This is a genomic window from Vibrio sp. 14N.309.X.WAT.E.F5, from assembly GCF_030397615.1.
In the GTDB taxonomy this organism is placed as follows: Bacteria; Pseudomonadota; Gammaproteobacteria; order Enterobacterales; family Vibrionaceae; genus Vibrio; species Vibrio lentus.
Genome location: NZ_JAPNXR010000008.1, coordinates 55,380 through 71,897, shown reverse-complemented (window position 1 = coordinate 71,897; position 16,518 = coordinate 55,380). Strand labels below are relative to the sequence as shown.

13 protein-coding genes are annotated in these 16,518 nt (G+C 44.8%); 10 read left to right on the top strand and 3 right to left on the bottom strand.

The window, feature by feature from the left end:
• Positions 1-74: 74 nt before the first annotated feature.
• The 3 genes from OW495_RS11030 (at position 75) to udp (ending at position 5,104) form a co-directional block, all read left to right on the top strand.
• A complete protein-coding gene (locus tag OW495_RS11030) occupies positions 75-1,538 on the top strand; it encodes an MATE family efflux transporter (RefSeq protein ID WP_017109960.1) in 1,464 nt (487 codons plus the stop codon).
• 172 nt (positions 1,539-1,710) lie between these two features.
• Complete coding sequence (locus OW495_RS11025) at positions 1,711-4,062, top strand: zinc/cadmium/mercury/lead-transporting ATPase (protein WP_102512770.1); 2,352 nt, start codon at positions 1,711-1,713, stop codon at positions 4,060-4,062.
• A 283-nt stretch (positions 4,063-4,345) separates the two neighbouring features.
• Positions 4,346-5,104 carry a uridine phosphorylase gene (gene udp, locus OW495_RS11020; protein WP_004736272.1) on the top strand — a complete coding sequence of 253 codons (759 nt, stop codon included), beginning with the start codon at positions 4,346-4,348 and terminating at the stop codon, positions 5,102-5,104.
• Between the two features lie 205 nt (positions 5,105-5,309).
• Here udp and OW495_RS11015 read toward each other — a convergent pair whose 3' ends face one another.
• The gene (locus OW495_RS11015; protein WP_017107627.1) at positions 5,310-6,476 is read right to left on the bottom strand and encodes a DUF1887 family protein; all 1,167 of its coding nucleotides are present in this window, start codon (positions 6,474-6,476) and stop codon (positions 5,310-5,312) included.
• A 197-nt stretch (positions 6,477-6,673) separates the two neighbouring features.
• Complete coding sequence (locus OW495_RS11010; protein ID WP_017107628.1) at positions 6,674-8,665, bottom strand: methyl-accepting chemotaxis protein; 1,992 nt, start codon at positions 8,663-8,665, stop codon at positions 6,674-6,676.
• Positions 8,666-8,941: 276 nt separating this feature from the next.
• On the opposite strand from OW495_RS11010, the gene hinT reads away from it, so the two are divergent.
• The 7 genes from hinT to OW495_RS10975 all read left to right on the top strand — a co-directional run bounded on the left by hinT (position 8,942) and on the right by OW495_RS10975 (position 15,784).
• Complete coding sequence (gene hinT / locus OW495_RS11005; protein WP_004736268.1) at positions 8,942-9,292, top strand: purine nucleoside phosphoramidase; 351 nt, start codon at positions 8,942-8,944, stop codon at positions 9,290-9,292.
• A gap of 526 nt (positions 9,293-9,818) precedes the next feature.
• Entirely contained in the window at positions 9,819-11,210 is a 1,392-nt protein-coding gene (locus OW495_RS11000; RefSeq protein ID WP_102512953.1) for a hypothetical protein, read from the top strand.
• Complete coding sequence (locus OW495_RS10995; RefSeq protein WP_017107630.1) at positions 11,210-11,593, top strand: YcfL family protein; 384 nt, start codon at positions 11,210-11,212, stop codon at positions 11,591-11,593. The genes OW495_RS11000 and OW495_RS10995 overlap by 1 nt, the downstream gene beginning before the upstream one ends.
• A 142-nt stretch (positions 11,594-11,735) precedes the next feature.
• The gene (lpoB, locus tag OW495_RS10990; RefSeq protein WP_017107631.1) at positions 11,736-12,326 is read left to right on the top strand and encodes a penicillin-binding protein activator LpoB; all 591 of its coding nucleotides are present in this window, start codon (positions 11,736-11,738) and stop codon (positions 12,324-12,326) included.
• A gap of 154 nt (positions 12,327-12,480) precedes the next feature.
• The gene (locus OW495_RS10985; RefSeq protein WP_102512952.1) at positions 12,481-13,335 is read left to right on the top strand and encodes a phosphotransferase; all 855 of its coding nucleotides are present in this window, start codon (positions 12,481-12,483) and stop codon (positions 13,333-13,335) included.
• Positions 13,336-13,443: 108 nt separating this feature from the next.
• The gene (gene ycfP, locus OW495_RS10980; RefSeq protein ID WP_017107632.1) at positions 13,444-13,983 is read left to right on the top strand and encodes an alpha/beta hydrolase YcfP; all 540 of its coding nucleotides are present in this window, start codon (positions 13,444-13,446) and stop codon (positions 13,981-13,983) included.
• 511 nt (positions 13,984-14,494) lie between these two features.
• Positions 14,495-15,784 carry an NAD(P)/FAD-dependent oxidoreductase gene (locus OW495_RS10975; RefSeq protein WP_017109954.1) on the top strand — a complete coding sequence of 430 codons (1,290 nt, stop codon included), beginning with the start codon at positions 14,495-14,497 and terminating at the stop codon, positions 15,782-15,784.
• Between the two features lie 147 nt (positions 15,785-15,931).
• On the opposite strand, the gene OW495_RS10970 is transcribed toward OW495_RS10975, so the two are convergent.
• Positions 15,932-16,477: a GNAT family protein gene (locus OW495_RS10970; RefSeq protein WP_102512951.1), complete on the bottom strand. Its 546-nt coding sequence runs from the start codon at positions 16,475-16,477 to the stop codon at positions 15,932-15,934.
• Positions 16,478-16,518 lie beyond the last annotated feature (41 nt).

The window sequence follows — 16,518 nt, the reverse complement described above, 5'->3', positions numbered from 1 at the left end:
ATTTTTAGAACGGCTTTTGTCGTTCTCAAGCTTATAGAGCTTTAGCGTGTGGTGTTTCAGTTTTTGGAGGTTTCATGTCAAATCAAACTGCAAAGTTTGTAGAAGGTTCAACGATGCGCCACATATTGGTGATGTCGGGAGCTGGCTCTGTCGGTTTGATGGCGTTGTTCGTCGTCGATTTACTCGACATGCTGTTTATCAGTATGCTCGGTCAAGTCGAGTTGGCAGCAGCCGTGGGCTTTGCTGGTACGTTAACCTTCTTCTCAACCTCAGTTTCGATAGGTACTTCCATCGCAATGGGTGCGTTAGTTTCCAAAGCGATTGGCTCCAAAAATAGAGACCACGCCAGAAATTTAAGCACCAGTATAATGCTGACCGCATTTGTGATTAGCTCAACGGTTACTGCGATCATGTTTGCACATATCCCTGAGTTATTGGCCGCGATTGGAGCAAAAGGTGTGGCAGCCGAACGCGCTCAGGCCTATCTACAAATCTTGTTACCGAGTGGTCCATTTTTGGCGTTAGCCATGGCTGCGGGCGCGGGTTTGAGAGCGGCAGGGGATGCTAAGCGTTCGATGTGGGCAACCTTGTCGGGCGGTATTGTTAATGCAATCTTAGACCCCCTGTTTATTTTTGGTTTTGGTTGGAACATCGAAGGTGCAGCCATCGCATCTGTTATTGCTCGTTTCTCAGTTCTTTTGTTCTCTCTTTATCCTTTGATACGCAGCCATCAGCTGGTGGCACCGCCCTCGATGGTACAGTGGCGTCTTAATATTCGTCCTATTCTTGCCATTGCCATTCCTGCGATTATTACTAATACCGCCACGCCTATTGGCAATGCGATTGTGACTACGGGTATTGCGCAATATGGCGAAGATTTCGTTGCTGGTTTCGCGGTTATTGGTCGTCTGACTCCGGTGTGTTTCGCTGTGATCTTCGCGCTTTCTGGCGCTGTTGGGCCAATTATCGGGCAGAACTTTGGGGCAGATCGAGTCGACAGAGTGAAAGAGACACTCAATAACTCATTGTTGGTAACTACGGTTTATACCATTGCTGTCTGTATTCTTTTGTACTTTGTTCAAGACTACATTATTCAAGGTTTCAGCCTGCAAGGTGATGCGGCCATTATTGTCGCGGCTTTCTGTACCTATGTTGCTTTGACCTTCACATTCAATGGCGCACTGTTTGTTGCGAATACGTCGTTTAATAACTTAGGTAAACCGCTTTACTCTACTGCTTTAAATTTAGGAAAGGCAACACTAGGGACATTGCCTTTCGTTTATTTAGGGTCTCAGTGGTACGGCGCTCTAGGCGTATTGTATGGGCAAGCGTTGGGTAATGTCGTATTTGGTCTGCTTGGTATTTTGGTACTTCGTTATCATGTTGCTGAACTTATGACGGGATCTCAAACCGACCCAGTCGAAGATGATGTATCGATTGTTAGCTTAAACACCCAACCTTTCTGTTCGCATGATGCAGTCCTGATTGATGATGTATCAGCGAATAGAGAAGAAGCTGCTGAGTGTAAGCCGCAATAACAAACACAACTTTAGAATATCAATGGCTTTCGATAAAAAAGCGAACAGATTGAAAACTTCTTCTTGACCTTGGAGCTACCTCCAAGGTTTATACTTATGTGGAACTTAAGGTTTGTTTGCTCATTCTACTGGCAACAACCTTAAGGCTTTTTGAGTATTAAGGAGATACATTATGTGCGCAAAACATGCAGCGTGCCGCTCAACAAAAGTGGACGTTCAACCACAAGCGGCCGGGGCAACCTGTTCTAGCCCTAAAATTACCAGTATTACAGCTGCAGGCTCTTCATCAGCATGCTGCAGTTCTACAACGGCTTCTGCATCAGCAGATGATTGTTGTGGTTCAGACAGTGGAGAAGAAGACCGGCTGGCCTCAACTGAATCTCTTAACGCCCAATTTTCCAAAAGTTGGCTGGTCTCGGGAATGGACTGCCCAGCTTGTGCTCGAAAAATAGAAAAAGCGGTCAGTAACATCGAAGGTGTTATTGAAGCTAAAGTTTTATTCGCTACCGAAAAACTGGTTGTTAACTTCGATAGTGAAAACCTTGCTGAAACGATCGAACAAGTCTCTATCAAAACAGGCTTCCCGTTGACAGAAGTGGGATCCAAGAAACAAAAACAAGAACCAGAGACCTTTTGGCAAGCTCATATTCAACCTAATTGGCAAATTATAGCGATTGCAGTCTCTATGCTGATCGCCGCCTTACTCAAAGGTTCACAGCCTCAACTGAGCGAAGGTTTATTCGTCGCTACCTGTTTGTTGGGTCTGTATCCTGTTGCCAAAAAAGCGGTTCTACTTGCTCGTTCTGGGACGCCTTTTGCGATAGAAACACTAATGAGTGTTGCTGCTCTTGGTGCTTTATATCTTGGTGAAACCGCAGAAGCCGCGATGGTTTTATTGTTGTTCTTGATCGGTGAGCGCTTAGAAGCTTTTGCCTCATCAAGAGCAAGAAGTGGTGTTCAAGCCTTAATGGCCCTCGTCCCTGAGAATGCGACCAAAATTATTAACGGCGAACGTGTCGAAGTCGAAGTTAGCGAGCTTGTTCCTGGCGATGTCATCGAAGTTGCAGCAGGTTCTCGTTTGCCTGCTGATGGCCAGTTGATCACCGATTCCGCAAGTTTTGATGAGAGTGCTTTAACGGGAGAATCTATCCCAGTTGAGCATGTCGAAGGGAATAGCATCATGGCAGGCGCCGTGGTGGTTGATAAAGTTGTACGTATTACGATTACTTCAAAGCAGGGTGAGAATGCCATTGACCGTATTCTACACCTGATAGAAGAAGCGGAATCCCGCAAGGCACCACTGGAGCGCTTCCTAGATAAATTCAGCCGCTGGTACACACCATTAATGATGGTGGTTGCGCTGTTGGTGATCATCACGCCGCCACTGTTGTTTGCTCAACCTTGGGAAACGTGGGTTTATCGTGGTCTAGCCTTGTTATTGATTGCTTGTCCTTGTGCACTGGTTATCTCTACGCCAGCAGCAATTACTTCTGGTTTGGCAGCCGCCGCAAAACGTGGTGCGCTGATCAAAGGCGGAGCTGCACTAGAACAGCTTGGTAAAATTCAAACTATTGCTTTTGATAAAACGGGCACATTGACTGAGGGTAAGCCTCAGGTTACCGATATTCAACCGCTATCGGATTGGCAGCAAGACGCAATGTTACGTGTAGTGGGGGCAATTGAAGTTGGCTCTACGCATCCATTGGCGCAGTCCTTAGTTGCCAAGGTCAAAGAGCTGAATATTGAGATCCCAGAATCTCAAAATAAAAAGGCGTTGATCGGCAGTGGTGTTGAAGGCGATGTGGATGGCGTTAAATACCAAGTTCTCGCACCGTCTAAAGTCACGTTTGACCTTGCTTCTGAAGTGGTGGCAAAAGTTGAAGCCCTCGAAGGCGAAGGCAAGACGGTTGTTCTTGCTCTAGAGGTTAAACATCAAGAAGAGCTTCAAGAGCAAGCGACTAAAGTGATTGGTCTGATTGCTTGGCAAGATACCTTGCGTAGTGATGCGAAGGTCGCGATTGAGCGACTGAACGAGCTGGGTATTCAATCTATCATGCTTACTGGTGATAACCCGCGCAGTGCGGCAGCGATCAGCAGCAAGATTGGTATGCAATACAAAGCGAGCCTGCTTCCAAGTGACAAGGTGTCTTATGTTGAAGAGTTATCTCAACAGTCACACGTTGCTATGGTTGGCGATGGAATCAATGACGCGCCAGCGATGAAAACCGCTAACGTGGGTATTGCGATGGGCGGTGGTACGGATGTGGCGTTGGAAACGGCTGACTCAGCACTGACCCATAACCGCTTGACGGAACTCCCTGCGATGATTGAGCTGTCGCAAGCGACCATGAATAACATCCGTCAAAACGTAGCGCTTGCTCTCGGTTTGAAAGGCGTGTTCTTGGTGACAAGCTTACTGGGTATTACCGGTTTGTGGGTTGCGGTATTAGCCGATAGTGGTGCGACGGCATTAGTCACATTGAACGCACTGCGTTTGCTTCGATTTAAATCTAAAGCAGATTAGGCACTTCTAGCTAATATCCACTATTTTGATGCCAATAAACGCCTTTAGCCTTAATAAGCTAAAGGCGTTTTTTGTCTCATTAGTATGCAACGTAGGCGTATGGATTGCTTATTTTTGTGATGCCAATCGGTTTTTCGTGAAACTTGAAATCTTGTTGCGATCATTGGTGTGACGTGTGTCACTTCATTTTGTAATGAGCTTGGTTAGAGTGTGTTCGTACCCCACGAATTTACTATGAGCTTAAATAAGGGTAAAAAGCCCAATAAGCCAAAAGGAGCGAACTATGTCTCAAGCTGTTTTCCATTTAGGTGTTACTGAAGCAGATCTTAACGGTGCTACTCTTGCGATCATCCCTGGTGATCCTGCTCGTGTACAAAAAATTGCAGAAGAGATGGAGAATCCAGTATTTCTTGCTAGCCATCGTGAATACACGCTTTACCGCGCAGAACTAGACGGCAAGCCAGTTGTTGTATGTTCAACAGGTATCGGTGGTCCATCAACGTCTATCGCTGTAGAAGAGCTAGCTCAACTGGGTGTTCGCACTTTCCTTCGTGTTGGTACTACTGGTGCTATCCAACCACACGTAAACGTGGGTGACATGATCGTTTCTACTGGTTCTGTTCGTCTAGATGGTGCAAGCCTACACTTTGCTCCTATGGAGTTCCCAGCAGTGGCTGACTTTGAAGTTGCAACAGCAATGAAAGCGGCAGTTGACGAATCAGGCGCGACAGTTCACATGGGCGTAACGGCATCAAGCGATACTTTCTACCCAGGTCAAGAGCGTTACGACACGTTCTCTGGTCGCGTTGTTAAGCGTTTCCAAGGTTCTATGCAAGAATGGCAAGACATGGGCGTTCTAAACTTTGAAATGGAATCTGCAACACTGTTAACTATGTGTGCAAGTTCTGGTCTGAAAGCGGGTTGTGTTGCTGGTGTAATCATCAACCGTACTCAAAAAGAGACGCCTGATCACGAAACACTAAAAGTAACAGAAGCGCGTTCAATTAAAGTGGTTGTAGAAGCTGCTCGTAAAATGCTTTAAGTCTGTTTCCAAGATTTAAAAATGGCCGCATCGAATGATGCGGCCATTTTTTATGGGGTAAAGAAATTAAAGGCATAGATAGTTGAAAGATGACAATAGAGCGAAACAGATAAAGGGTTGGAGAACAAAAAAGGCGAGTGACTTAATCGTCATTCGCCTTTTTAGATTCACTTAAGAGCATTGAGCTCTCAGGGTCTATTGGTTTTTAGCACTCTAAATCTTCATCACCACCGGCTGCGGTAAACCATGCCGTTAGGTGTGTTTTCAGATCCTTCAATTCATCAGGGCCAATCAACGCAAGGCCAAGGTCTTCTGCTCGTGTGATGTCATTATGACGAAGAGGGCGGAAGCTAACCAGCATAGCACGTGCTTGTAGGCCACCCAGTAGGTCTCTAAGCGATTCCAGTTTGTACAAGGTATCATCGCCATCATCACGCATGCCTTTGGTCTTACACTCGATGATGTGCAGCTTATTGTTCACTACTGATGCCACATCAAGCTCATTACGAACCTCACGTTCACCCAGTTGACGATACACTTGAACATTCAAAGAACGGTCTTGAATGGTCGGCATATCATCTTGGATTTGCTTCACCGTACTGTGAACTAAGGTCTCAAGCCATTCGCCGTTCGAGAAGCGTCGTGCGTCTTCATTGGCAAAGGTCAGAATACCGTTGTCGTAAGTCGCAATCTTAGCTTCAACCAAATCGCTCAGCAGCATGTTTAGCTCACGATAGCCTTGTTGCTTCTCAGATAGCCCAACATCAAGTCTCTGTTCTTTACGGCAGGTTGTTGCAAGGTAGTTCAGCGTTGCGAGGCCTGGGCCTAACTCTAACGCGTTACTTGCCCAGCGTTCGCCCAGTTCATACAGCTTTTGGTCGAGTTGAGGAGACAGTTGAACATCGCTGAATTCACCACGAGCACCAAACACAGTTAGGTAGTCATCGATGGTAATACGGTCTTGTACTTGCGCGTCTTCTTTGCCACTTGGATATAACCAGCACAGTTTGTCACTGTTCGGTTCCACCACGAAGATTGGCCAATGATAAGTGCGGAACACTTCGTACACAGATAATAGGCGGTGACGTAAACCACAACTTGCGTTGAGCTTTACTTCTTGGCCTCGTGCTTTGAGATCTTCGGCAAGGGTTTGGATAGATTCTTTAATCACGGACGTGTTTACGATGGTAGGAATTTCGAAAAACTCACTCGTAATGTCGCGCTTTTGTAAAACGCTGTGCAAGCGTTGGTAAATACTGACTTGATTCTTGTCGCCGATAAACACGATATGAGTGCTGATCGTTCGGTTATCTAGTAGGGGGGTGAGCAAGCGAATGGGGTCTTGATCGATAATGCCAACATGAACAGCCATATAAATTCCTTAATAGCGGCTCGCTCATAAAGGTGAAAGAAAAAACGGGAAGCAGCAAGCCTTAATAATCATATAATGACAAAGATCATAAAAAACAAGGGCAACCCTTGATAAAAGTTGCCCTTGTTCAATTAGTTACCACTATTGGGTAAGAAGTCCCAATATTCGCACTAAATATCTATCAATTTCTCAAATATCTATAGCTTGAACTGATGAACCAAATCACCTTGCTGATTTGCCAGAATCGTTAGGTTTTGGCTTGCTTCAGCAATCGACGACATAGCTTGGTAACTCTTATCGGCGATGTGGTTGATGTCTTCAATGTTGCGCGCGATATCTCCCGATGTTTCACTTTGTTCAGCCGCTGCCTGAGAAATGTGCGTACTCATATGGCTGATCTCAAGAATCAGCGCTTGAATCTCTTCCATCGCACTATTTGCACTTGAGGCCTGTTCAACTGACATGTCCATATCGCTCATGCAGCTTTCAATGACGTTGCTTGCTGTTTTCGAGCTTGATTGCAGGTTGCTGATCATAGTCTCAATTTCAGACGTAGATTGAGTGGTCTTTTGTGCCAGTACGCGTACTTCATCGGCAACCACGGCAAAACCACGACCTTGCTCACCCGCACGCGCCGCTTCGATTGCCGCATTGAGTGCAAGTAGGTTGGTTTGTTCAGCAATACCACGGATAACATCGAGGATTGAGCCAATCTGGCTACTCATCTGTTGCAGTTCACCTACCGCGCTGACAGACTCAGTAAGTCGAGCCTCAAGCTTGTTGATGGTGCTGATGTTGGTGTTCATGATTTGACGACCAGATTCAGAAGCCGATTCTACTTGTTGAACCATGGTTAATGAGCTTTGCGCGCTGTTCGCCACTTCTTGAACTGAATGAGACATCTCTGTCATAGCCGTCGCGACCGTCGCTGTTTGCTCACGCTGACTGTTCAGTTGAACCTGCGTTTCTGAAGACGTTTTTTGGTTTACGCTTGCCGTTTTAGTTAAGTCATCGGAAGCGTCATTCAGTTTCACGAGAATATTACGTAGGTTGTCGGCCAAGGTGTTGATGTGGCGGCTCACACGACTGAATTCGTTATCATAACGAATGTCGATTCGTTGAGTCATATCGCCTTCAGTTAGGCCTTCCAATGTACCTAGGATGCGAGTTAATGGCTCTCTTACACTATGTGCAATGTGGTAGCCGATCGCTGCGGCGAATACCGTTACAACAATACCAATCGCAATCGCATTGAACAGACCTTTATCGTAGATGCTGCTTGCGTCTGCTAATGATGAGTTCAACTGTTCTTCTGCAGTCACGTTGAATGAATCCAATACCGCCATCGCTTGGTCTATTTCAACGGCAAGATTGGCGATGTTGATGTACAGCGCTTCTTTCGCTTTTAGGTAGTTGTTGTGTTTGTCTAGCACGCCACCTTTCTGGCCAACGTCTTTCGTGAATTTTTGTACGGATTCATCGAAGACATTTTTAAGAGCAGGCAGTTGTGTTGATAAACCACGGTAAGCGTAGTTTAAGTGAGTCACGGCTTTTTTATTCTGGTTTACCGCTTTTTGCACGAAGGAAACATCAGAACTCGCTAGGGCGTCTGAGGTGATAACTTCAGCGTCTTGCAGTTTGATGAAGTAGCTTTTCGCCATCACTTTTACAGAGATGCTTTTTTGGTCGGCAACGTACTCTTTCATGCCTACCGTCAATTCAGAATGAAGACGTTGGAAATCTCGAGAGGCTTTTTGTACTTGCTCCTGTGCTTCAAACATCGCCACGTAGTTATTCATCGCTTCATCAGCTTCAGCAAAGTAACGCTCTTCCATTGCTCGTAACTGCACGATACGCTCAGTTAACGAGGCATTGTTTTGACTTGCCGCTTCTAAACTACCTAGAACTTGAGAAAAAGAGTTTTGTGATGCCGCAAATTCTGTACGCATTGCAGACATGCGCTCAGCATTTTGTGTGGTTAAGAAGTCTTTGAATGACTTATCAGCAGAGAGCAATTGGACGCTTGTTTGATTTGAAAGCGCAACAAGCGGTAATGAGGTTTCTGAGACACTCTCAAAATTGCTGTGTATCTGATTCATGCTGTTCATCATGATGGTTATCGTGACTGCGAACATGATGATGATCAGTGCGAAACCAGCGTACATACGCTTGATCACAGATCCCTTCATGGCTTTCTCCCTAAATAAAATGCAGACCTAATGTCAGGTCAATGTAAAACTAACAAAATTGTCAGCATTCTATTGAGCTCCGCTTACGCATTTTATGACGCACACAACAAAAATAACCCTCAGTTATAATCAGCATGCCATTCTTGAGAGCTAAGGCTTGTTTTCTTTGATTTGAACGGTGTTTTTTATTATGCTTTAGAGCGGATTTATTGTGGTTTGTTGCGGCATAGCGCATACTCAAAACATTAAAAACTCAATGTTTTATCGGAGAGAAACATGGCTGAAGAAACCATCTTTAGTAAGATCATCAATAAAGAAATTCCTGCAGATCTGCTATACCAAGACGACTTAGTAACGGCATTCCGTGATATTAACCCTCGCGCTCCTAGCCATATCCTAATTATCCCTAACAAGCTGATTCCCACAACCAACGATGTTGAAGTGGAAGATGAAGCAATGATGGGACGTATGTTTACTGTTGCTCGTAAGTTAGCGAAAGAAGAAGGCATCGCAGAAGACGGTTACCGTCTTATCGTGAACTGCAACTCTCACGGTGGCCAAGAGGTTTACCATATTCACATGCATTTGGTTGGTGGCCGCCCGCTTGGCCCGCTTTTAATGAGTTAATTAAAAGGCTAATGAGCTAACGAAACAGTTAATGATCTCGTTAATACAAGTTAATGGGTTAGTTAACATAAACAGCCAGTTGGAAAATTTGTTGTTTGTATGCCAACTTTAAGTTTTATCTGTTGTCTGAATATCGGCATCGCCTAGGCAGAGCCTAATTAAGCAGGATAACAACCTGCTTGAGATCCTTTTAACAACACGTTTCGTTTTGATAATGAGACTAGGGTCTGTTGATCTTTCGAGCTGATTTTTGCAGCACTTTGTGGGAAATTTCTACAAGGCAGAGGCTTTGAAGTGTAGTTAGCCTACATGAGAAGCTGATAACGCAGTAGAAATGAACCACAAAGACTGCCCGAAGGGTTCGGCTAGAATCGTTTTATGCTTTGTTAAGAAGTATTAACTTAGAATGACTAGGCTACATACTCCTTGCCGCGCCTAAAACGATTCTATCTCGAACGAAATTTAACCACGAAAGGTCAGCAGACCCTAACAAAGTTGGCATTTTAAACATGCACGGAGACGATAAGTGAAGCAACAGTTTAGATTCGCTTCCATTGCCCTGTTATCGGCGTTGACCGCGGGTTGTGCGAGTATGTCTGCAGGCAGTCTGTTCAGTCATTACAGCGCGCAAAACAAAGATATCTATCAAGCAGTGAAATCTGGGGATTATTCAGAGGCTCAGCAGGAGCTACCAGATTACATAGCTGGCGACATCCTTGATAACTTTGAAAGAGGCAGAATTAATCTGCTGGATCAAAAGTACCCTGAAAGTAAGTCTTCGTTTGAATTGGCTGATCAGGCAGTAAAAGATCAACAAAACAAAGCCGTAATTTCTATTTCAGACAGTGCAACCAGTGTAGGTGCGTTGGCTGTGAACGATAATATTACCGAGTATGTGCCGCCTGATTACGAGTTAGGCTTTCTTCATCTCTATCTCGGTTTAAATTATCTCAAGAAAAACGACTTAGAAGGTGCGGTGATCGAAATGCGTCGCGCCAACCAAGTTCAAGAACAAGCAAAGAAGCAACGTGAAGCTGAATTAGAAAGTGCAGCCAACGATGCGAAGAAGCAGGGAGTGTCTGCCAATGTGGGTAGCATTCTTGCCAATTACCCCGACGCGGGTAAAAAGCTGCAGTCGGTGCAAAATGCGTATCTGATGTTTTTATCGGGTCTGCTTTATGAAGCTTCAAACGATTTAAACAGCGCCTATGTTGACTATCGACGTGCTTTAGCTGTGATGCCAGAGAACCAAGAAATCATTGATAGAACGATGGCAACAGCCGCTCGTTTAGGTATGCGACAAGATTTAACGACACTCGAAAAGCGCTACAAGCAATCGTCTAAGCTTGGCAGTGGTCAAGGTCGTGTGATTGTGCTTCAAGAGCAGAGCGCTGTTCAAGCTATGGACAGTTGGCGATTAGATTTACCTATTTATGACAGTCGAGATCAGGGCGCAATATATTCTCTGGCGCTGCCATATTACCCGAGCCAAAACGTAGAGCGTTTTTCTGCCTTACGAATCAGTGGGCAACCGTTACAAGAACATTTGATTACGGATGTAAACGCGATGGCTCAAAACGATTTATCTGAGCGCATGACGAGTATTGTTATTCGCCAAGCACTGCGTGTGGTCGCGAAAGATCGCATCCGTAAAGAAGCGACTCAAGGTAACGATGTGGGTAACATTCTGTTCAATGTCTGGAATACCTTTACGGAGCAACCAGACACGCGCAGCTGGCAATCTTTACCCGCAGAGATCAAGAGCAGCACGTTTGTAGCAAATAGCGGTCAATATACGTTAGAGGCGGGCGCTAGAACGTATGACTTTGATATTAGAGAAGGGCAGACCACCTTGGTTTGGATTTCTCGACAAGGCAATAACGCAACAATGTGGCATAAACAGCTAGGGAGGCTGTAATGAAAAAGTGGTTAGTGAGCGTAGCAGCGGTCATCGCTCTGGCTGGTTGTGCTGATAACACAGCAGGTGTGAGGGTTGATAGCCTAACTCAAAACGTATTCTTTGGTGACAATGTGCTAGGCAGTCGACTTGCCGTTGATGATATCCGCACTGATCAAATTGATGGTCACACAAGAGGTATTGTTCGTTTAAACAGTAACTATAAAGGCGATCAACATATCCTTTATCGTTTCTACTGGTACGACGATGCTGGACTTGAGGTCAACCTAAAGCAAGGCCCTTGGAAACAAGCGATTGTTCGTGGCTTTGAAAGTATCTCGTTGTCGGAAGTGTCGGTAAACCCGAAAGCAACTCAGTTCCGAGTTCAGTTCCGAGAGCAGTAAGCTCTGCGAGAATAGACATAGTTAGAGTGAGCTCGAGTTATATCAGTTCGACTCGGGCTACAGAAAACGGATTTATTGATTCGCTAACATAAGAATTTAAGAGTGAGGGTAACCCCGCTCAGTGATAAGTTGAGGAAACAAAATGAAAAAGAGTGTCATTGCGCTACTAGGTTTAGCGGTTATTTTAGGCGGTTGTTCAAACAAGGTAAGCTACGGTGATGCACAAGCAGTAGAAACCACAACAATCGATTTCGGTTCAACAGATCTTCAAACGATTGCTGGCGAAATGGTCGATAGCATGATGGCTTCTGGTTCTGTTTCTTACATCACACGTGAGCAGCGTCCAATCGTCTTCGTAGAACGCATCAAGAACAAAACCAGTGAGCACATCGATACTGAGTCAATCACTGACACTATCAGTACTAAAATGCTGAACTCTGGTAAGTTCCGTTTCGTTGATATGGACCGTGTAGAGTCTGTTCGTGATCAACTGAACTTCCAAAACAACGATGAGCTTGTAAACCAAAGCTCAGCAATCCAGTTTGGTAAAATGGTCGGTGCTCAGTACATGTTGTACGGCAACCTATCAAGCATCGTGAAGAAAGACGGTAGCGATGAAGACGTATACTACAAAATGACAATGCGTCTAATGGATCTTGAGTCTGGCTTAATTGAATGGGCTGACGAGACTGAAATCCGTAAGCAACAATCTAAGAGCCTACTAGGTCTTTAATTTCGCTTACTTGCCAATCAAACGCAGCCGGTAAAGACAGCGTTTGATTTGGTCACACGCCAATGCAGTACATGATGTGCTGTGAATAAAAGACACTGGCTTTTGGTCAGTGTCTTTTTTGTAGGGAAATGGAAACGTTTATAGGGAATGAGCAATGGCAATTTTTTCTTGGCCTGAGGCTAAGCTTCTTGATACCAGTTTGAGTTCGCTGGATGGTTACTTTTCTGAACCACCGGTTAGAGCACAGACGCTGACCGGCGGTTTAACCAATCGATGTTGGAAATTGATGTTGGCCGATGGTACCGCCTATGTTTGGCGTCCGATTACTCCGATTACCAAGGCGTTCTTCATCTCTCGTCATGAAGAGTATCAAGTGCTCTCTGCTATTGAGCGCCTAGATATCGGGCCAAGTCCGATAGTGGTCAATGAGCAAGGCTTATTGGTTGAATGGATTGCAGGTGAGACGCTTTACGAAGGCTTAGAGCTTGATGATTTGTTGAAAACGCTGATCTCGGTGCATTTGGTTAATACGGCACGTTTGCCGCTCCAACCGTTCAGTTTCACAGCGCGAGTTGATCATTACTGGCTTCAGCTTGATGCGGTTCATAAGACTGAAGCCTGTACCAAGATTTATCAAGAGTGGCGCGTGGCTCCAAGTATTCCAAGTGTAGACCTGTCTTTGTGTCATTTTGATCTCGGTGGCTATAACCTTGTGAAGAACCAAGATGGGATTAAGATCATTGATTGGGAATATGCAGCCTTAGCAGACCCAAGGCTTGATCTTACGTTAACCATTGCTGTTGCGGATGTCCCGGTAATTGAAGCCGTTAACAAGTACTGTCAGCTAAGAGGCATTCATGATGTTCAGCCTTGGCTTGATGGCGTAGAGGCTTGGTTGCCACGAAGTCGAATGATGGCCATGTTGTGGTATTTACTGGCACATCAGCTCTGGGGCGATGAAAGCTATCTGCGTGAAGCTGAGTTATTGAGTCACACTTTCTGTAGCTAGGATCACGTTTAGGAAGTGAAAAATATAATTTCGTTGGTGTTCCCTTTAAAACCTTATTTTTCATGTTAGATTAATTAAAACGTACCAATATTCAACAGGGAGGTACTAATGATTATTTATCTACATGGCTTCGACTCAACTAGCCCGGGCAATCACGAGAAAATACTGCAGTTGCAATTCATTGATGATGACGTTCGTTTCATCAACTACAGTACTTTGCATCCAAAGCACGATATGCAGCATCTTCTTAAAGAAGTGCATAAAGTGATAGAACAATCTGATGATCCGCATCCTATTATCTGTGGGGTAGGCTTAGGGGGTTTTTGGTCAGAGCGTATTGGTTTCTTATGCGGGATTAAGCAAGTGGTTTTCAACCCTAACCTGCAACCTGAGAACAATATGGTGGGTCGAATTGACCGTCCTGAAGAGTATGAAGACATTGCGACGAAGTGTGTCGCTCAGTATCGTATGAAAAACAAGGGACGCTGTTTGGTTGTGTTGTCTCGTGAAGATGAAATTCACGACAATACGCGAACGGAAGCTGAACTTGGGGATTACTATGAGGTGATCTGGGATGAAAAAGAGAGTCATAAATTTAAAAAGATCTCTCAACACCTTCAAGCAATGAAAGCGTTTAAAAACGCCTAATTCACCTCTCTCTTTTATAAAAGCAGCACTCATTTGAGTGCTGCTTTTTTACATCTGAATCCTAGGAACTGGCATTGATAAAACGGTTGTATATGTTTTATCAATGAGTTTGCGCATTTGTAGATAAGCTTGCGCAAACGTTAACTAATTCGCCCCGAATCCTCATTGTGGGTAAGGATTTTTGTTGCGGTCATCTTTTTGCTATATATAATGTTCCCAAGCAAAATATTTTGATAAATATCAAGAAAAATTGAGAGCGAGTGATAAAACTTGCCCATTATTTGTGCTCTACCTCTCAGGTAGTCACCTTTTTTATCCACGTGAGCAAAGCGACAGGCCAATGTTTGTTGTTTGTAATCCCTCTAACTACTCGGTGAGCTGTCGTTATTCTTTTTCGCGGTTATCCAATTTGTAACAGCCTTCGCATTCAAGGCCGAGTAGATACATAGAATTTATCGGTTGGAGTAATCGAGCCGAACCCCATTTATTCATTTTGTAGAGGATTGTCATTGTGACAAAAATTATCGTAGTAGGCGGTGGTGCTGGTGGTTTAGAACTAGCAACTAAGCTAGGCCGCACTTTAGGTCGTAAAAAACGTGCCCAGATTACTCTGGTTGACCGTAAAGCAAGCCACCTATGGAAACCATTACTTCATGAAGTAGCAACAGGTTCACTGGACGAAGGTGTTGATGCATTAAGCTACCGCGCACATGCAAAAAACCATTACTTCGATTTCCAAATGGGCAGCCTGAACGACATCGATCGTGAGCGTAAAGTGATTGCACTGAGCGAACTGAAAGATGATCACGGTGAATTGCTGATGCCAAGCCGTGAACTGGAATACGACATCCTAGTGATGGCAATTGGTTCAACGTCAAACGACTTCAACACTCCTGGCGTTCGTGACAACTGTATTTTCCTTGATAGCCCAGAACAAGCTCACCGTTTCCGTACGGAAATGAACAACCAGTTCTTAAAACTTCACGCTAAAAACGGTCAAGGTACTGTTGATATCGCGATTGTTGGTGCTGGCGCGACAGGTGTAGAGCTTTCTGCTGAGCTTCACAACGCTGTGAAAGAGCTTCGTACTTACGGTTTTGGTGATCTAGATTCAAGCAAGCTGAACGTTAACCTTGTTGAAGCGGGTGAGCGAATTCTTCCAGCTCTACCACCTCGTATTTCGAGTGCAGCGCACTCTGAGCTAACTAAGCTTGGTGTTAACGTGCGTACTAACACTATGGTGATTCAGGCTGATTCTGAAGGTCTAACAACCAAAGATGGCGATAAGATTCCAGCGCAAATCATGGTTTGGGCAGCGGGTATCAAAGCACCAGATTTCCTGAAAGATATTGGTGGTCTTGAGACTAACCGTATTAACCAATTGGTTGTGAAAAACACGCTACAAACCACGCTTGATGACAACATCTTTGCTATTGGCGACTTAGCACAATGTACACAAGCGGACGGTTCATTTGTTCCACCACGAGCACAAGCGGCGCACCAAATGGCAAGCTGCGCATTCAGCAACATCATTTCTAAGCTGAACGGCCGTGACCTGAAAGATTATGTCTACAAAGACAAAGGCTCGCTTGTTTCACTAAGTCGTTTCTCTACGGTAGGTAGCTTGATGGGTAACCTGACTAAAGGCTCAATGATGGTCGAAGGTCGTATTGCTCGCGTGGTTTACATCTCTTTGTATCGCATGCACCAAGTCGCGCTTCACGGCATCATCAAAACGTCGTTAATGATGTTGGTAGGCCGAATCAACCGTGTGTTGCGTCCAAATCTCAAGCTGCACTAATTAATTGGTGATTTTCAGCGAATAAAAAAGAGCTCTTCGGAGCTCTTTTTTGATCGTGTCGTTGACGTGCTGTTTTTGCTGGCTTAATAACTTAATAATTAAAGAACCTAAGAACCTAAGAACCTAAGAACCTAAGAACCTAAGAACCTAAGAGGTTGGAGGTAATACGGAATAAACCACGCCGTCTTTTGGCTTGCCGTTAAAGATAAAGCGGTTCTTGGCAATGGTTTCACGCTCTGCGCCACACTTCTCAATCAGCCTTTGGCTTGGTAGGTTTTCTGTATCGCAAACAATCTCTAAACGCGTTAGTTTGAGTTGGGCAAAGCAGAACTCAAATAAGGTCAGCATCGCCTCTTTGGCAATCCCTTTCCGTTGAAACTCGTCGCCAACCCAATAACCTAAACTTGCCATATTGAAGGTATGGTAAAGCTCATTAATTGCCACCATTCCAACCAGTTGATTGCTGTGGCGTTCAAAAATACCAAACCCAAATGCGTCTGCTTTTACCCAATTTAAGCGGGTAGCCAGAATGAATTTCTCGGCTTCTACAATAGAGAACGCATCGTGGCACCAGTCTACCCACGGAAATAGGCTCGGGGATGTTTGGATCAACCGAGAAAACTCTGGGGCGTCTGTAGCTTCAATAACTTTGAGGCTGAGGTGTTGAGTATTTATCTGAAAGTCAGGGCTCATAAGAAATACCGAATTACATGTAAGTACTGAACAACGGATTC